The sequence below is a fragment of the Parasaccharibacter sp. TMW 2.1891 genome, assembly GCF_023337675.1.
In the GTDB taxonomy this organism is placed as follows: domain Bacteria; phylum Pseudomonadota; class Alphaproteobacteria; order Acetobacterales; family Acetobacteraceae; genus Bombella; species Bombella apis.
In genome coordinates this window covers 61,172-76,264 of sequence record NZ_QORT01000001.1, presented here as the reverse complement: position 1 = coordinate 76,264, position 15,093 = coordinate 61,172, and the positions used below count along the sequence as shown (strand labels likewise).

General features: G+C 62.8%; 15 protein-coding genes. 9 read left to right on the top strand and 6 right to left on the bottom strand.

Going from position 1 to position 15,093, the window contains the following annotated elements; all coding sequences use genetic code 11:
• Positions 1-137: 137 nt before the first annotated feature.
• Genes queE through DTJ15_RS00305 form a run of 3 tightly spaced genes read left to right on the top strand, consistent with a single transcriptional unit; the run spans position 138 to position 2,070 of the window.
• Positions 138-779 (top strand): 7-carboxy-7-deazaguanine synthase, encoded by a 642-nt coding sequence (gene queE, locus DTJ15_RS00315; RefSeq protein WP_103765772.1) that lies wholly within the window; start codon positions 138-140, stop codon positions 777-779.
• Positions 779-1,519 (top strand): 7-cyano-7-deazaguanine synthase QueC, encoded by a 741-nt coding sequence (queC, locus tag DTJ15_RS00310; protein WP_043561798.1) that lies wholly within the window; start codon positions 779-781, stop codon positions 1,517-1,519. Before queE ends, queC begins: the two co-directional genes overlap by 1 nt.
• Positions 1,516-2,070 (top strand): 6-carboxytetrahydropterin synthase, encoded by a 555-nt coding sequence (locus DTJ15_RS00305; RefSeq protein ID WP_103765739.1) that lies wholly within the window; start codon positions 1,516-1,518, stop codon positions 2,068-2,070. Before queC ends, DTJ15_RS00305 begins: the two co-directional genes overlap by 4 nt.
• A gap of 20 nt (positions 2,071-2,090) precedes the next feature.
• Here DTJ15_RS00305 and folE read toward each other — a convergent pair whose 3' ends face one another.
• From folE to DTJ15_RS00285, 4 genes are read right to left on the bottom strand one after another with little or no spacing between them, the layout of a single operon-like run.
• The gene (gene folE / locus DTJ15_RS00300; RefSeq protein WP_081847770.1) at positions 2,091-2,732 is read right to left on the bottom strand and encodes a GTP cyclohydrolase I FolE; all 642 of its coding nucleotides are present in this window, start codon (positions 2,730-2,732) and stop codon (positions 2,091-2,093) included.
• Positions 2,733-2,749: 17 nt separating this feature from the next.
• Positions 2,750-3,619: a 2-amino-4-hydroxy-6-hydroxymethyldihydropteridine diphosphokinase gene (gene folK, locus DTJ15_RS00295; protein ID WP_249109186.1), complete on the bottom strand. Its 870-nt coding sequence runs from the start codon at positions 3,617-3,619 to the stop codon at positions 2,750-2,752.
• Complete coding sequence (folP, locus tag DTJ15_RS00290) at positions 3,616-4,476, bottom strand: dihydropteroate synthase (protein ID WP_227431411.1); 861 nt, start codon at positions 4,474-4,476, stop codon at positions 3,616-3,618. The genes folK and folP overlap by 4 nt, the downstream gene beginning before the upstream one ends.
• A 27-nt stretch (positions 4,477-4,503) precedes the next feature.
• A complete protein-coding gene (locus tag DTJ15_RS00285; RefSeq protein WP_052349239.1) occupies positions 4,504-5,271 on the bottom strand; it encodes a DsbA family protein in 768 nt (255 codons plus the stop codon).
• Between the two features lie 336 nt (positions 5,272-5,607).
• Here DTJ15_RS00285 and DTJ15_RS00280 point away from each other — a divergent pair, with 336 nt between their 5' ends.
• Positions 5,608-7,029 carry a gamma-glutamyltransferase gene (locus DTJ15_RS00280; protein WP_248630814.1) on the top strand — a complete coding sequence of 474 codons (1,422 nt, stop codon included), beginning with the start codon at positions 5,608-5,610 and terminating at the stop codon, positions 7,027-7,029.
• Between the two features lie 141 nt (positions 7,030-7,170).
• On the top strand, positions 7,171-8,271 hold the full coding sequence (gene recA / locus DTJ15_RS00275) for a recombinase RecA (RefSeq protein WP_052349241.1): 1,101 nt from the start codon (positions 7,171-7,173) through the stop codon (positions 8,269-8,271).
• 121 nt (positions 8,272-8,392) lie between these two features.
• On the opposite strand, the gene DTJ15_RS00270 is transcribed toward recA, so the two are convergent.
• Both DTJ15_RS00270 and DTJ15_RS00265 read right to left on the bottom strand, forming a co-directional pair.
• The gene (locus tag DTJ15_RS00270; RefSeq protein ID WP_081562520.1) at positions 8,393-9,412 is read right to left on the bottom strand and encodes a hypothetical protein; all 1,020 of its coding nucleotides are present in this window, start codon (positions 9,410-9,412) and stop codon (positions 8,393-8,395) included.
• A 26-nt stretch (positions 9,413-9,438) separates the two neighbouring features.
• Positions 9,439-10,044: an ATP-dependent Clp protease proteolytic subunit gene (locus DTJ15_RS00265; RefSeq protein WP_181005240.1), complete on the bottom strand. Its 606-nt coding sequence runs from the start codon at positions 10,042-10,044 to the stop codon at positions 9,439-9,441.
• Between the two features lie 330 nt (positions 10,045-10,374).
• Between DTJ15_RS00265 and DTJ15_RS00260 the strand changes: the two genes are divergently transcribed.
• From DTJ15_RS00260 to glpX, 4 genes are all read left to right on the top strand, one after another.
• Positions 10,375-11,346, top strand: coding sequence for a hypothetical protein (locus tag DTJ15_RS00260; RefSeq protein WP_249109184.1), 972 nt, complete (start codon positions 10,375-10,377; stop codon positions 11,344-11,346).
• A gap of 149 nt (positions 11,347-11,495) precedes the next feature.
• On the top strand, positions 11,496-12,689 hold the full coding sequence (locus tag DTJ15_RS00255; protein ID WP_043561808.1) for an LL-diaminopimelate aminotransferase: 1,194 nt from the start codon (positions 11,496-11,498) through the stop codon (positions 12,687-12,689).
• 57 nt (positions 12,690-12,746) lie between these two features.
• Positions 12,747-14,081 carry a homoserine dehydrogenase gene (locus tag DTJ15_RS00250; protein WP_249109183.1) on the top strand — a complete coding sequence of 445 codons (1,335 nt, stop codon included), beginning with the start codon at positions 12,747-12,749 and terminating at the stop codon, positions 14,079-14,081.
• Positions 14,078-15,082, top strand: a complete 1,005-nt coding sequence (gene glpX, locus DTJ15_RS00245) for a class II fructose-bisphosphatase (protein WP_043561816.1) — start codon at positions 14,078-14,080, stop codon at positions 15,080-15,082. Before DTJ15_RS00250 ends, glpX begins: the two co-directional genes overlap by 4 nt.
• Positions 15,083-15,093: the final 11 nt, after the last annotated feature.

The window sequence follows — 15,093 nt, the reverse complement described above, 5'->3', positions numbered from 1 at the left end:
TCAAAAGGGTGGCGTTTTTTATTCCCTTCTCTCCCCCTTGATATCATGATCCGCCTTCTGCTGCGGAAAGATCGTTTCGGCCCTTTCAGGCAAGAAAATCCTTGCATCCTGAACGCAGCTGCCCGACATCTCTGCCCATGCCTTATATCGTCAAGGAACTATTCGCCACATTGCAGGGTGAGGGTGCCCATTCCGGGCGTGCGGCCATATTCTGCCGGTTCACCGGCTGCAATCTCTGGTCCGGCCGGGAAGAGGACCGCCACAAGGCCCAGTGCACCTTCTGCGACACGGACTTCATCGGGACGGACGGCCCCGGCGGAGGCCGCTTTGCCACGGCTGAAGCTCTGGCCGCTGCGCTGGATGACTGCTGGCAGGCCCACACTGCGGACGTGACCCGGCGTTATGTCGTCTTCACCGGTGGGGAGCCCCTGCTCCAGCTTGATGCAGCCCTGATCGCCGCCACAAGGGCCCGTGGTTTCACCATCGCCGTGGAAACCAATGGCAGTCTTCCTGCCCCTGAAGGAATCGACTGGGTCTGCGTCAGCCCCAAACCCGGCCAGCCGCTGAAACAGACACATGGCCATGAGCTGAAGCTCGTCTATCCACAGGACACCCTGACGCCGGAACAGTTTGCGGCGTGCGACTTCCAGCATTTCTGGCTACAACCCATGGATGGACCGGACCGCCCTGCCAATACGGAAAAGGCCGTGCGCTACTGCCAGACCCACCCGCAATGGCGGCTGAGCCTGCAAACCCACAAACTGATCGGAATCCCCTGATGACGACACCCGCCTCCCCCTCCGCCAGCCATCAGGCCGCCCGGAACCGCCGTGCGCTCGTCCTCTTCTCCGGTGGGCAGGATTCCGCCACCTGTCTGGCCTGGGCCCTGCATCATTTCGACCATGTGGAGACGGTCGGCTTCGCCTACGGGCAGCGTCACGCCGTGGAGCTGGAGTGCCGCACCACCCTGCGGCAGAGCATCAGTGCCCAGAATCCCGCATGGGCAGAAAAGCTGGGAGAGGATCACACGATCGACCTGGCCAGCCTCGGCGCCCTCTCTGATACCGCCCTGACACGGGATGCCGAGATCAGCATGGGGGAGAACGGGCTGCCCAACACCTTCGTGCCGGGCCGGAACCTGATCTTCCTGACCTTCGCCGCTGCCCTCGCCTTCCGCCGCAGCATCCGCCACATCATCACCGGTGTGTGCGAGACGGACTATTCCGGCTATCCCGACTGCCGGGATGACACCATCAAGGCCCTTCAGGTTGCCCTCAATCTGGGCATGGAGCAGCGTTTCGTCCTCCACACGCCGCTCATGTGGATCAACAAGGCACAGACATGGCGGCTCTGCCACGATCTGGGCGGAGCTGACCTGACAGAAACCATCCGCCATGAGAGCCATTCCTGCTATAAGGGAGACCGTACCCATGAGCATGCATGGGGATTCGGCTGTGGAGACTGCCCCGCCTGTGCCCTGCGTGCCGAAGGGTGGCGGCAGTATCAGGAGGGGGCATGAGCGACATCACCCGGACAGAACTGGTTTTCACACGGCGTTTCTGCATGGGGCACCGGCTCATCTCAGGCAGCAGCGAGCGTTGTGCCATCCCGCACGGGCATAACGAATATGTCACCGTCACGCTGGTGCCCGGCCCCAACGCTCCGCAGGACCGGCGGCTGGATGGGCACGGCAACATGCTGCTGCCCTTTGCCGAGGCCAAGGGCCGCTGGCACCGCTTCATCGACGAACGGATGGACCACAGTTTCCAGCTTTCCGAGTCTGACCCGCTTCTGGGCTGGTTTGCCGAGCATGAACCCCAGCGGCTGGACCGCCTTGTCGTCACGCCCGGCGACCCGACGACGGAACTGCTCGCCGCCCTGCTGATGAGCAAACTTCAGGCGTTCCTGACCGCCCAGGGCGGGCTGCTGTCCCCCGCCTCGCTCGAGATCAAGGAGACGCCCACCAACACGGTGCGCCTGCATGGCGACCCGTCCCTCTATCTCCCGCTGGTGGACCGCCCGGCAGACCGGTGCTGGTGGCACCGGGCCGACGATACCACACGGGACTGACACCGCCCCGCAAAGCGGTCTCAGTCCCGCATCAGGGCCATAACTTCCTGCCGGGCCTGAGCATCATCGGCCCAGAGACCGTAAGAACCTGTCGTCACGGTCGTGGCACCGGGGCTGCGGACCCCCCGCAGGCTCATGCACATATGCTCGGCTTCCACCACGACCAGAACGGCTTTCGGCTCCAGCACCTCAACCATCGCCTGCACGATCTGGTCTGTCAGACGTTCCTGAAGCTGCGGGCGGCGGGCATAGCCTTCCACGACACGGGCCAGCTTGCTCAGCCCCGTCAGGCGGCCACCTTCCGGCAGATAGGCCACATGGGCACGCCCCAGAACCGGCAGGAGATGATGCTCGCAGGTGGACTGGAAGCGTATGTCCTTCACCAGCACCATGCCGCCATGCTGGTCGGCACTGAACTGCTTTTTCAGGTGGTCCCGCGGGTCCTCATACAGGCCGGAGAAAATCTCCAGATACATCTTGGCCACACGGTCCGGCGTATCCCGCAACCCTTCACGGGAGGGGTCTTCCCCTATGGCCAGCAGAAGCTCCCGCACGCCTCCGGCAATGCGGCTGATGGCGTCCTCCGGCCGGGTGATCGCTCCGGCGGCACCCTCCGGTGTCGGGGCCTGTTTCCCCGGAATCCCTGTCTCATTGGCTGACATTCAGCATCCCCCAAAGTTCATCCACCCTGCCCCGGCCTGCGCCGTGTGACATCCCCAGCTATACGATCCAACCCTGCTAACGCTTCCTTCACGGAACGTCCAGCGATCTCAAGCTCCGGCTCCAGCTCGGCAAGGGGTTCCAGCACGAAGGCACGGTCAAAAAGATGACGATGGGGGAGCGTCAGAAGAGGGTGGCACACGGTGCCGTCCCCATGAAAAAGCAGGTCCACATCCACCGCCCGCTCGCCCCAGCGTCGCCCGGGCACACGGCCCAGCGACCGCTCGATCTCCTTGCAGAGACCCAGAACGGCCTGCGGGGGCAGGACCGTCCGCCCCAGGGCGGCGATATTCACGAAGGGAGGCTGATCTTCCACACCCCACGGAGCACTGTCGTAAAAAGAGGAAACCGCCTCTATCTCCAGCCCCGGCTGATGGCCCAGAGCCTCCACGGCAGCCCGCAGCACGGCCTCCCGCTCGCCCAGATTGGCCCCGAGCGAAAAACCGACCCGGTATTCCCGCTGCTGCGTCACCGTGACGGATACATCCTCCACCGCATGGGGCACAGGGGCTGAAGGCTTGCGCACCGTGACGGACACATCCTGCACGGCGGGGCAGTCCGCCAGCACGGCAGTGCCTATCCGCCCGGCCAGAGTTTCGATCAGCTTGCAGGGACCAGCCTGAAAGACCCGCTCGGCACTCTGGCAGAGCTGCCCGTAACAGACGGCCTGTGTATAATCATCCCCGGCAATCGCTGCCGACAGGTCAGCCCGAACCTCCAGCGACACATAGAAACGCTGACCGAGACGGGTTTCTTCCTCATGTACGCCATGATGTCCGAACAGGCAGAGATCATGCACCCGCACATGGGTCAGGGACGGAATGATCACTCGACATCTCCCTTCACCATTCCATTCACGGCCAGCAGGGCGGTCATGTCCAGCATGTCCCTGTGTGCCTGCACGTCATGCACCCGCACCATGCAGGCCCCCTGCGTCGCCCCGTAAAGATTGACCGCCAGCGTCGCTGGCAGACGGTCATGCACTTCCCGCCCCAGCAGCCTGCCGAACATGGATTTGCGGGACACACCCAGCAGCACGGGCAGGCCGTAATAGGCCTCCAGCCGCCGCATGTTCTGCACAGCCCAGAGATTCTGCATCACCGTCTTGCCGAACCCGACGCCGGGGTCCAGAAGGATGGTCTCACGGGCGATGCCTGCCCGGTCGGCCAGCTTCAGGGACCTGTCAAAGAAACGCCGCCAGTCATCCCAGAGATCAACGCTGGCATCAACCACCTCACGGTTGTGCATGATGGCCACCACGGCACCGGCGGAGGCCACGACGGAAGCCATGTCCGGGTCGGCCTGCAACCCCCACACGTCATTGACCATCTGCACACCTGCCACCAGGGCCTTCCGGGCCACGGAGGCCTTCGTGGTATCGACGGACAGGACCGCCCCCTCCCGGGCCAGAGGCGTCAGGACCGGTTCCAGACGCCGCCATTCCTCTTCCGCATCCACGGGCGTGAAACCCGGCCTCGTGGATTCCGCACCGACATCCAGCAGGTCCGCCCCCTCGGCCAGAAGGGCATGGGCCTGCTTCAGGGCGGCCTCCGGCGTAAAGAACTGCCCGCCATCCGAGAAGGAATCCGGCGTGACATTGACGATCCCCATCAGCAGGGGCTGCCTCCATGAAGGGGAAGGACGTGCTGCCAGCCAGGCGGCCATCTGCTCCGCAAGGGTCATCATCTCAGCCTTTCACCAGCAGGGGGAGGATCACCCCTTGCGGGCTGCCTCGAGAAACTGCTCCATCTGCTCCATGCCCAGCGCACCGGGTGCCACGGCAGCCTGACCGAACAGGAAGGTCGGCGTCCCCTGCACGCCCACACTCTGGGCCTGACCAAGGTTGGCTGTCAGCAGCCCCATGACGGCCTGCCCCTTCATGTCCTTCTCGAAGCGGGCCACGTCCAGCTTCAGGCTCTTTGCCACATCACGGAGATGCTCCATGCCGGGTTTGGCCGTCTCCTCCATCAGGCGGCGGCGCATGGCGTCATACTGGCCCTGGAAGGCCGCCGCATAGATGGCCTGTGCATCCAGCAGGCTGGCATCACCCAGAACGGGAATGACCTTCTCCACCAGCCGAACATCCGGGTGTCTGGCAAGGAACTGGTCCACCACCGGGGCCATGTGGCGGCAGTAGGTGCAGCGCGGGTCCAGAAATTCCACGACCGTGACCTGCCCCTGCGGGTTGCCGCGTACGGCATAGGATGGCGCCGTGGAAAGAGCCTGCCAGTTGGCCCGCACGGCCGCCTTCACGTGGGCTTCCTGCTGGGAGCTGGCCTGCTGCTGGATGGACCGGATGGCATCGGACAGGATGCTCGGATCATTCTTCAGGGCCTCACGGACAATCTGTACGATCGCCGCCCGCTGCTTTGCGGTAAAAACCGCTTCATCCGCCGCATGGGACGTCCCCGCAAGGGACAGCCCCATGAGAGGGAGGCCAGCCAGCAGGGCCAGGGAAAATGACTTCACACGCTGTTTCATGGTCGTGCCCTCCATGGGGTTATGCAGCATTTCATGGGCGCTTGAGAAAGAGAGGGCCCCCCACCTGACCATGCAGGTAGAACCGCCCCGATGACCAGCCCTGTTAAACAGCAAACCGGTCTGTTTTTGAAGCCCTATCCCTTCATGAGGAACGATGATGCTGCTCCCCAGCCTACAGCCGAAGCATGTAAGACCCGTTAAAACCACCCCCTGCGGGGTTGCCCTCCCAATCCCGGCAGTTTAACGCTATCATACCTCAATCCGGGACCGCCATGATGGCAGACAGTCCCTGCAAACAGCCCTGATCGTGACCCGCAACACTGGAGAGCCGCCACCGTGGTAAAGCCTGACAGCCGGACCCCTCATCCCCCCTGCCTGTCTGACCGTCCCACTCCCCGGTGGGCGCGCGGGCTTGGTCTGCTGGCCTGCCTGAGCCTTCTGGGCAGCAGCCTTGTCGCCTGTTCTGGTGGCAGGAGCCTCAAGCATCATCTCTTCGGCCATACAGCCCCATCCGCCAGAGCCAACACAGGCATTGTGGTAGCTGATGAACCGCAGGCAGCACTGGTCGGCCGTGATGTCCTCGCCCGTGGGGGCAATGCCGCCGATGCTGCCACGGCAACGGCCTTCGCTCTGTCCGTCACACTCCCCTCCCGTGCCTCTCTGGGAGGTGGCGGGGCCTGCCTGGTTGCCCGCCCGGGCCAGCCCGCCGAGAGCATTTCCTTCCTGCCTGTTGACGGCACCGGCACGGGCGGAGACCGCCCCGCTGCCGTACCCATGATGGCCCGTGGACTGTTCCTGCTGAATCTCCGGTACGGGTCAGTCCAGCTGGGTGATACGATCGACCCGGCCATAACACTTGGCCAGCAGGGCATCACGGTCAGCCGCCAGCTGGCCAATGACATCGCCGCCGTGCAGGGGCCTCTCCTTTCCAACGAAGGAATGAAGGCCCTCTTCAGCCGGGGGGATTCCGGTGTGGCCATCCGGGAAGGGGACCAGCTGACCCAGCCCCGCCTGACGTCATTCCTCTCCCGCCTGAAACTGGTTGGGGTGGGAGACCTCTATACCGGTGCCCTGTCCGATGTTTTTGTCACACAGGCCAACAAGGCTGGTGCAGGCCTGACACGCGACGACCTGCGCCGCTCCCTGCCCGGACAGACATCTGCCCTGCATTTTACCAGCGGGCCGTATCGCCTCAGCTTCCTTGCGCCACCAGCTGATGGTGGACTGGGCAGTGCTGCAGCCTTCCGCCAGAACCTGCGGGCTGAAAATGTCATCAGCGCATGGCGCCGTTCCGGCCGGACAAGCCTCCAGGAAGGCCAGATATTCATGGCCTCTGGCCAGAGCGATGCCACCGGCCTGCCCCCTCTGCCGGCCTCCACCTCCTTTGTCGTACGGGATGGCCATGGCCTGAGCGTTGGCTGCGTGCTGACAGACAACAACCTGTTTGGCACGGGGCGTCTGGCCGGCAGTACGGGGGTCGTCCTCGCTGGAGCCCCGCATGACTACCCCCGCCCGCTCCTCAGCGCTGCCATACTGGAAGCCCCCCACAAACGGATGCAGGCCGTCCTTGCAGCCTCGGGGCAGAATGACGCCGCCCAGAGCGTTGCTGATGCGCTGCGGCAGCTCGCACAGGGGCAGGCCATTGCTCCCTCTACAGGGACAGGGCAGCTCAACAGCATCGTCTGCTCCGGTGATGACTGTGTCGGACGGGCCGCCCCCAACGGGAACGGTCTGACCGCCCACACCATCACCCACTGAACCAGCAGGGAACATCACTCTGGACAGATACGCCCCAAGGGCTTGTCCAGAGCCCTTCTGAACGCCATCTGATGGGGCAGGCACATGCCCCGCCACCACTCCCTGCCCCATCATCCGGGGCCTGTCAGTCACGAGGTCTTCATGTCAGCAGACAAGAACGCAGAAAGAAGCAAAGCGCTGGATGGCGCTCTCAGCCAGATCGAACGCTCCTTCGGCAAGGGGTCCATCATGCGGCTGGGCCAGCGGCCCAAGGAGCAGGTTGATGTCATTTCCACCGGATCGCTGGGACTGGATATCGGGCTGGGCATCGGTGGGCTGCCACGGGGCCGCATCATCGAGATTTACGGCCCGGAGAGCTCCGGCAAGACCACGCTGGCTCTCCACGCCGTGGCTGAAGCGCAAAAAAAGGGCGGTACGGCTGCCTTCATTGATGCTGAACATGCGCTGGACCCCATTTATGCCCGCAAGCTGGGGGTGGACATCGACAATCTGCTGCTCAGCCAGCCAGATGCCGGGGAACAGGCTCTGGAAATTGCTGATACGCTCGTCCGCTCCGGGGCCATCGACATTCTGGTCGTGGACTCTGTCGCTGCCCTCGTGCCCAAGGCCGAGCTGGAAGGGGAAATGGGGGACAGCCATGTCGGCCTCCATGCCCGCCTGATGAGCCAGGCCCTGCGCAAGCTGACAGGCTCCGTTTCCCGCTCCAACACCACCATCATCTTCCTGAACCAGATCCGCATGAAGATTGGCGTGATGTTCGGCAATCCGGAAACCACAACAGGCGGCAACGCCCTGAAATTCTATTCCTCCATCCGCCTGGACATCCGCCGCATCGGCTCCGTGAAGGACAAGGACGAGGTCGTGGGCAACCAGACACGGGTGAAGGTCGTCAAGAACAAGATGGCCCCCCCTTTCCGGCAGGTGGAATTCGACATCATGTATGGCGAGGGCGTCAGCAAAATGGGCGAGCTGCTGGACCTTGGCGTAAAGGCCAATGTGGTGGAGAAATCTGGCGCCTGGTTCTCTTACGACAGCACCCGCATCGGCCAGGGCCGGGAAAATGCAAAGCAGTATCTGCGTGAGCATCCTGAAATGGCTGCGGAAATTGAAAAACGGGTCCGGCAGGATGCTGGCATCATCGCTGAAGACATGATGGTTGGTGAGTCGGCAGAGGATGATACGGATTCATCCAACGAGCTGCCGCTGGACAGCACCAGCACCGGCAACCGCCGCAAAAGCTGACGGAAGGTCCTTTTGTCCCCCAGCAGCGGGGGACAAAAGAACGCCTCATGCAAAAAGCCCCGCTCCAGCATATTGGAGCGGGGCTTTTTTTCCATCCAGTCCCAGGAACTGGCACTACCCCTCAGGCAGCCTGATGGGCATCACCATCCTTCTGACCACGCAGGCGACGCCACAGCTTGACACCGCGCAGGGCCATGCGGGCCGCAAACGGTGCCATCTGCGGGCGCAGCAGGCGGGGGTCATACCCTGCAAAGCGGCGCTCGTTCTCCTTGAGGCACAGCTCCATCAGCTCAACAAAATCCACCTTCTTGTCCGTCATGCTCTGGGCACCGGTCACGGTGAAATTGTTGTCCTGCGTATGCTCCACGCCATCATCATCAAAGCTGCGGACGAGGCTCAGACGCTCATAAAGCAGGAAGAACAGCACACCGATCACCCGCATCTCGAACCACGGACGGCGCCAGAGCGGCATGACGGCACGATGGTAAGCCAGCCAGTTGGCAAACAGCAGGATGTGGCGACACTCCTCCTGCATGACAGGCTCGAATGTCTCGATCAGCTCCATCGGGAACAGGCCGGCCTTCTCGGCCAGAGAAAACAGACCGAAGGCGAAGAAGCTGTCCCAGCACTCGGAGAAACCCGTCACCAGATAGGCCCACTCCGTATCCCGCGGCTCAATGTAGGGGTCTTCCGGGGCAAGCGGAATACCGTAATGCTCCACCATGCGGGCCAGAACCTCCTTGTGGCGGTTCTCTTCCCATGCATTACGGGCAATGGCGTCCTTCACATCCGGGTCGTCCAGCATGTCGGCATAGGCAGCCATGCGCAGGCGGGCCTTGCCTTCGGTCTGCACGGCGATATCCCAGATCGGCAGGGAGGTGATGCGGTGCAGCGTCTCCGGGTCCAGCTTCGGCCAGGGGATGACTGACGGCTTGTAGGGGTTGAACGTCTCCCGGAACATGTCGGCCATGGCCTTCTTGTGCTCCGGGGTACCCGGCTTCAGCGGCCCTTTGACCGGGCTGCTCCAGTGGCGGGCATCGTAGTCCACCTGCTCCAGCGTTTTTTCGGATGGGCTGTCCGGCAGATGGGAATAAATATCCGCCAGAGAGCTCTTCCCGTCCGCTTTATATGCATCGCTCACGATAAGGCTCCTTTCCTTGCTGGGACTCAGGCCTGTTCGAGATCGGCTGCCGAAGAAATGATGCGGCCAACAAGCCCGTACTCAACCGCCTCCTTCGCCGACATCCAGTAGTTGCGGTCCGTATCACGGGCCACTTTCTCGTAGGGCTGTCCCGTTTCACGCGCGAAAAGCCTGTTCAGACGTTCACGCATCTTGATGATCTCGCGGGCCTCGATATCAATATCGGTCGCCGGGCCCCGCACGCCGCCCATCGGCTGGTGCAGCAGGAACCGGGTATTGGGAAGACACAGACGCCGCTCCGGACGCCCCGCCGCAAAAATCAGCGCACCGGCAGACGCCACCCAGCCCGTACCGATGATGTTGACCGGAGCAACAGAATCCACAAAGCGGATCATGTCATGGATGGTATCGCCACTCTCCACGTGGCCGCCGGGAGAATTGACGTAAACATCAATCGGCCTGTCCGATTCCCCAGCCAGAGCCAGCAGCCTGCCCGTAATGTCACGGGCCATGCGGTCATTCACTCCACCGAAGATCAGCACCTTGCGCTGCTCGAAGAGGTGGCGCTCCACCTCCGGGGCCGGGCCGGACTTTTTCTCGTCCTCCGGAGGCCCATCCGGCTCGTCCTCCATGCGGGGACGCACCGTGGCGGTGCCATGGCGGACATCCTCTCCAGAAGAGGCAGAAGCCCGCAGGCGGGCAACATCATGGGTGTGGCATTCATCATATGTCATCATGCCGCTATCCTGCCCCTGCTTGACCTCTCTGCCAAGCCTTAAAACGACGCTTTCTTGCAGCTTTTTCATCATTTCCCATGATCGAATCAGGACCCTTTTTCTCCCTTTCTTCCCCAGTAAGGAATTGCGTCCGAGGGAAGAGACACATATCCTGCCTCCCCACCCTTTCATTCCGGGGCTTTCCTGTTTTGGCCCTGCCCCTTCCGCCCTGTTGCACGCCGGACCATGACACCCAGCCTTTTCACCCGTTCTTTCCGTTCCATTTCCACCACCCTCACACGGGGTGCCGGCCTCTTCCAGTTCGGGCTCTGCCTGCTGGCCCTGCCTGCCTTCACCGCAGGCTGCCAGCACCGTGATGCCATCGACACCACACGGGACATCGCACACGACATCATGGGCGGGGAGATCAGACGGCTGCGCCCCCCCACGCCGGGTTATGACAGGCCCGCCCCCAACATCGCCCTCATCCCCACCACCCGGCCGGAATTCCCAAGTACCGATGCCCGGGCGATGATCACGACTCGTCTGGAGCGGGATCGCAACTACTCCCAGCGCATTTCCGCTGCTGGCGGGGCCCTGCCCATCGGCATGATGAACCCGCCACCACCCCAGCCCCAGAATGGCGGTTCCATGACGCTGGAAAGCCAGAGCAACGGGCCTGCTGCCAGCCATCCGGCCATCATCCGTCAGGACAGGTCCACCGGCCCGGCAGGCAGTGGCTCCAGCCTGATCTACCAGCCCGTCACCCATGCGCTGCCCATCCACCTGCCGGACCCCGGCCAGCCACCAAAGCCTCTGCTTTTCCCCGGCTTTTCACTCCCCAGCACGGTTCTGCCCGTCATACCGGATTTCGATACCGCCACACCGGTCGGGGCTCTGGTGCGTTTCCAGGCCGATACCGACCATCTGGATGGAGACCAGACAGACACGTTCAACCAGATCGTAGCCCAGCGACACCGTCATCTCCTGCTCATCCGGGGCTTCGGCACGACCCTGAGCGCCCAAAGCGGCCTTTCTCCTGATGAACAGACGCATGAAATCGGTCTGGCCCTGCTCCGGGCCCGGGCCATTGCCCAGCGTCTGGCCAGCCTAGGCGTGCCGCATGACGACATGCGCCTGACAGGGGAGGCCATCGGCGATGGCGTGCGTGTCTCTTACGAAAAGAACATCAGGGCCGGAACTGCCCCCGCCCACTGAAGGCCGCAGGACCATAGAGGCACGAACCAGGTAAAAATTCCGTCTTTTCTGCTGGTCCCCCCTTGCCGGACTGACCAGCCTCATGAAACATGGGATGCCCGTTTCCCGGGAGCCAGCCCGGCTCCCTTCCATCTGACTGATTGAGTATCATGACCGAAGAGTTCCACAAGATCCGCCGCCTGCCGCCTTATGTCTTTGCCGAAGTCAACAAGGCCAAGGCCGCCGCGCGTGCCGCCGGAGAGGATATTGTGGACCTCGGCATGGGCAACCCGGACAGCCCGCCCCCCCAGCATGTCATCGACAAGCTGGCAGAAACGCTGCGCAATCCCCGTGTGCATGGCTACTCCGTCAGCCGTGGGATTCCCGGCCTCCGAAAAGCGCAGGCCGCCTATTACGAACGCCGCTTTGGCGTGAAGCTGGACCCGGAAACGGAAATCATCGCCACGCTCGGCTCCAAGGAAGGGCTGGCCAATCTGGCCTCCGCCATCACGAGCCCCGGCGATACCATTCTGGTCCCCAACCCGTCCTACCCCATCCACCAGTTCGGCTTCATCATTGCCGGGGCCTCTGTCCGCTCCGTTCCGGCCTCGCCAGATGATGCCATGCTGGAGGCCCTGTACCGGGCCGTGCGCCACTCTGTCCCCAAGCCGACGGCGCTCATCATCAATTTCCCCTCCAACCCGACGGCCTATCTCGCCTCGAAGGAGTTCTACAGGGAGATTGTCAAATTCGCCCGGAGAGAAAACATCTGGGTCTTGTCCGATCTCGCCTATTCAGAGCTCTACTTCGGGGATGAGCCCCCGCCCTCCATTCTCTCCATTGAAGGGGCCAAGGACATTGCCGTGGAGTTCACCTCCATGTCCAAGACCTATTCCATGGCGGGGTGGCGAATCGGCTTTGCGGCTGGCAATCCCCGCCTCATCCAGGCGCTGACACGCATCAAGTCCTATCTGGATTATGGAGCGTTCACACCGGTGCAGGTTGCAGCCACCGCCGCCCTGAACGGTCCGCAGGATTATGTGGAGAACATGCGTCTGCTCTACAAGGACCGGCGTGACGTGCTCATACGTGGCCTCCATGCAGCAGGGTGGAATGTTCCGACACCGGAAGGCTCCATGTTCGCCTGGGCTCCGATTCCTCCCCAGTTCGCCCACATGGGCAGCGTGGAATTTTCCAAGCTTCTTCTGAAGGAAGCCAAGGTTGCCGTGGCGCCGGGGCTGGGCTTCGGGGAACACGGGGATGGCTTTGTCCGTATCGGGCTGGTGGAGAACAACCAGCGCCTCCGCCAGGCCACACGGTCCATCAAAAACTTCATGAACCAGCACAGCGCCCTCAAACCATAATGCCACACCCGGCCCTGCCTCCATGCAGGGCCACAGCCTGACAGGAAACCGCCTCTCATGACTTCCGTACATCGCAACACTGCCTCATCCTCCGTCACATCCCCGCTCCGGCTGGGCATTGCCGGCCTCGGGACAGTGGGTACGGGCGTCATCCGTCTGCTGCGTGAACATGCAGACCTGCTGCGCCACCGCACCGGCCGCAGCATCGAGGTCGTGGCCGTCAGCGCCCGTAACCGTACGCGGGACCGTGGGATCGACCTTTCCGGCCTCCACTGGCATGACGACCCCGTGGCTCTGGCCAATGACCCGAATGTGGACGTCGTTGTCGAACTGATGGGCGGGGCCGAAGGAACAGCCCACACGCTGGTGACAAAAGCCCTGAAGGCAGGCAAGGCCGTCGTGACGGCCAACAAGGCGCTGGTCGCCCGCCATGCAGAAGAGCTGGCCCATCTCAGCCACCAGCATGGAGCTCCTCTCCTGTTCGAGGCCGCCGTGGCGGGTGGCATCCCGGCCATCAAGGTAGTCCGGGAGGGGGTGGCGGCTGATGCCCTGACCCGTCTGGGCGGTATCCTCAATGGGACAAGCAACTTCATCCTCACCGAAATGGCCGAAACAGGCCGTGCCTTCGAGGATGTGCTGAAAGAGGCCCAGGACAAGGGTTATGCCGAGGCCGATCCCTCTGCCGACATTGATGGCTGGGACGCTGCCCACAAGCTGAGCATCCTGACAGCCATCGCCTTCCGCCCGATCGTTTTTGACAGTCTGGCTGTCAGCGGGATGCGGCGCATCACCACAGATGACATCCATCAGGCCCGCAAGCTGGGCTATGCCATCAAGATGCTGGGCGTGGCCCGACGCCTGCCGGAAGACCATGTGGAAGCCTGGGTGCAGCCCTGCCTCATCCCGGCACGGTCCGGGCTGGCGCAGGTCAATGGCGTCTATAACGCCCTGACGACAGAAGGCCCCTTCAGTGGTCCCATCACCATCTCCGGGCAGGGTGCCGGGGAAGGCCCCACGGCTGATGCCGTCATGGCCGACGTGATCGACCTGGCCCGTGGTCATGGCCTGCCTCTCTGGGGCCGGGTGGATGAACAGGCTCCCATTCCCTGCGAACCGGTGGAGGGCCTGGTCAGCCGCTTCTATCTCCGCATCACGCTGGAGGGCTCCGTGGAGGCAGAAACGGCTCTGGAAGACATCCGCACCGTCCTCGGCAATGAAGATGTTGCCGTGGAGAAAGGACACCATCACACATCACAGAAGGGCGACGCACAGCTCATCCTGCTGACAGGGCCTGTCACGCTGGGCGGGATCAACCGCATCCTGCCCCTCCTTGAGGAAATGCCCCTGATAAAAGGCACTCCACTGGCCCTGAAAGTGGAAGACCTGCCATGACAGCCAAACAGCCCCATCACGTTCCCCATGAATATCGGGTCACGGGCCGCAATCTGGGGCTGGACCTGGCCCGTGTGACCGAGGCCGCCGCCATTGCCTCCGCCCGCTGGACCGGTCGTGGCGACAAGAATGCGGCAGATGGTGCCGCTGTTGAGGCCATGCGGAAAGCCTTTGATACGGTTGCCATCGATGGCACCGTCACCATTGGCGAGGGGGAAATGGATGAAGCCCCCATGCTGTATATCGGTGAAAAAGTGGGCTGTGGCGGACCGGAAATGGACATTGCCGTGGATCCACTGGAGGGCACCAATCTCTGCGCCCGCAGTCTGCCCAATGCCATCACGGTGGTGGCTCTGGCACAAAAAGGCTGCTTCCTCCATGCTCCTGACATCTACATGCAGAAAATTGCCGTAGGTCCCGGCCTGCCAGAAGGCGTGGTGGATATTGACGCCTCCATAGGCCAGAATCTTGCCAGCCTTGCGCAGGCAAAAAAATGTGATGTCAGCGATCTGGTCCTCTGTGCGCTGGAACGTGAGCGCCATGAGGAGCTCGTTGCCAAGGCACGGGAAGCCGGTGCCCGTGTCCGCCTGCTCAGCGATGGTGACGTGGCCGCCGTGATTGCCACCTGCCTGCCTGGCAGTGGCGTGGACATCTACGCCGGTAGCGGAGGCGCACCGGAAGGCGTTCTGGCCGCTGCCGCCATACGCTGCATGAACGGACAGATGCAGGGCCGTCTGCTCTTCGAGAATGAAGCGCAGATTACCCGCACCCGCCGCATGATCCGCCCCGACCTCGACCCCACACAGGCCCTCAGCCTGACAGACATGGCGGCCGGACCGGTCTTCTTCTGCGCTACGGGCGTGACAGCAGGCGACCTGCTACGGGGCATTGAATATCCCTCCGACAATTACATCCGTACCCATTCCGTCATGATGCGTTCAGAAAGCGGTACAATCCGTTACATGGAGACTTACCACCATTTCGACCCCCACAAGGTTTGAGCCACTCCTCC

Bases quoted from the DNA above. Each gene is read 5' to 3' on its own strand.
- DTJ15_RS00250 (WP_249109183.1), top strand. From the start codon at position 12,747: ATGACTTCCGTACATCGCAACACTGCCTCATCCTCCGTCACATCCCCG.
- DTJ15_RS00255 (WP_043561808.1), top strand. From the start codon at position 11,496: ATGACCGAAGAGTTCCACAAGATCCGCCGCCTGCCGCCTTATGTCTTT.
- folP (WP_227431411.1), bottom strand. From the start codon at position 4,476: ATGATGACCCTTGCGGAGCAGATGGCCGCCTGGCTGGCAGCACGTCCT.
- queE (WP_103765772.1), top strand. From the start codon at position 138: ATGCCTTATATCGTCAAGGAACTATTCGCCACATTGCAGGGTGAGGGT.
- queC (WP_043561798.1), top strand. From the start codon at position 779: ATGACGACACCCGCCTCCCCCTCCGCCAGCCATCAGGCCGCCCGGAAC.
- DTJ15_RS00265 (WP_181005240.1), bottom strand. From the start codon at position 10,044: ATGGAGGACGAGCCGGATGGGCCTCCGGAGGACGAGAAAAAGTCCGGC.
- DTJ15_RS00285 (WP_052349239.1), bottom strand. From the start codon at position 5,271: ATGAAACAGCGTGTGAAGTCATTTTCCCTGGCCCTGCTGGCTGGCCTC.
- glpX (WP_043561816.1), top strand. From the start codon at position 14,078: ATGACAGCCAAACAGCCCCATCACGTTCCCCATGAATATCGGGTCACG.
- folE (WP_081847770.1), bottom strand. From the start codon at position 2,732: ATGTCAGCCAATGAGACAGGGATTCCGGGGAAACAGGCCCCGACACCG.
- DTJ15_RS00305 (WP_103765739.1), top strand. From the start codon at position 1,516: ATGAGCGACATCACCCGGACAGAACTGGTTTTCACACGGCGTTTCTGC.
- recA (WP_052349241.1), top strand. From the start codon at position 7,171: ATGTCAGCAGACAAGAACGCAGAAAGAAGCAAAGCGCTGGATGGCGCT.
- DTJ15_RS00260 (WP_249109184.1), top strand. From the start codon at position 10,375: ATGACACCCAGCCTTTTCACCCGTTCTTTCCGTTCCATTTCCACCACC.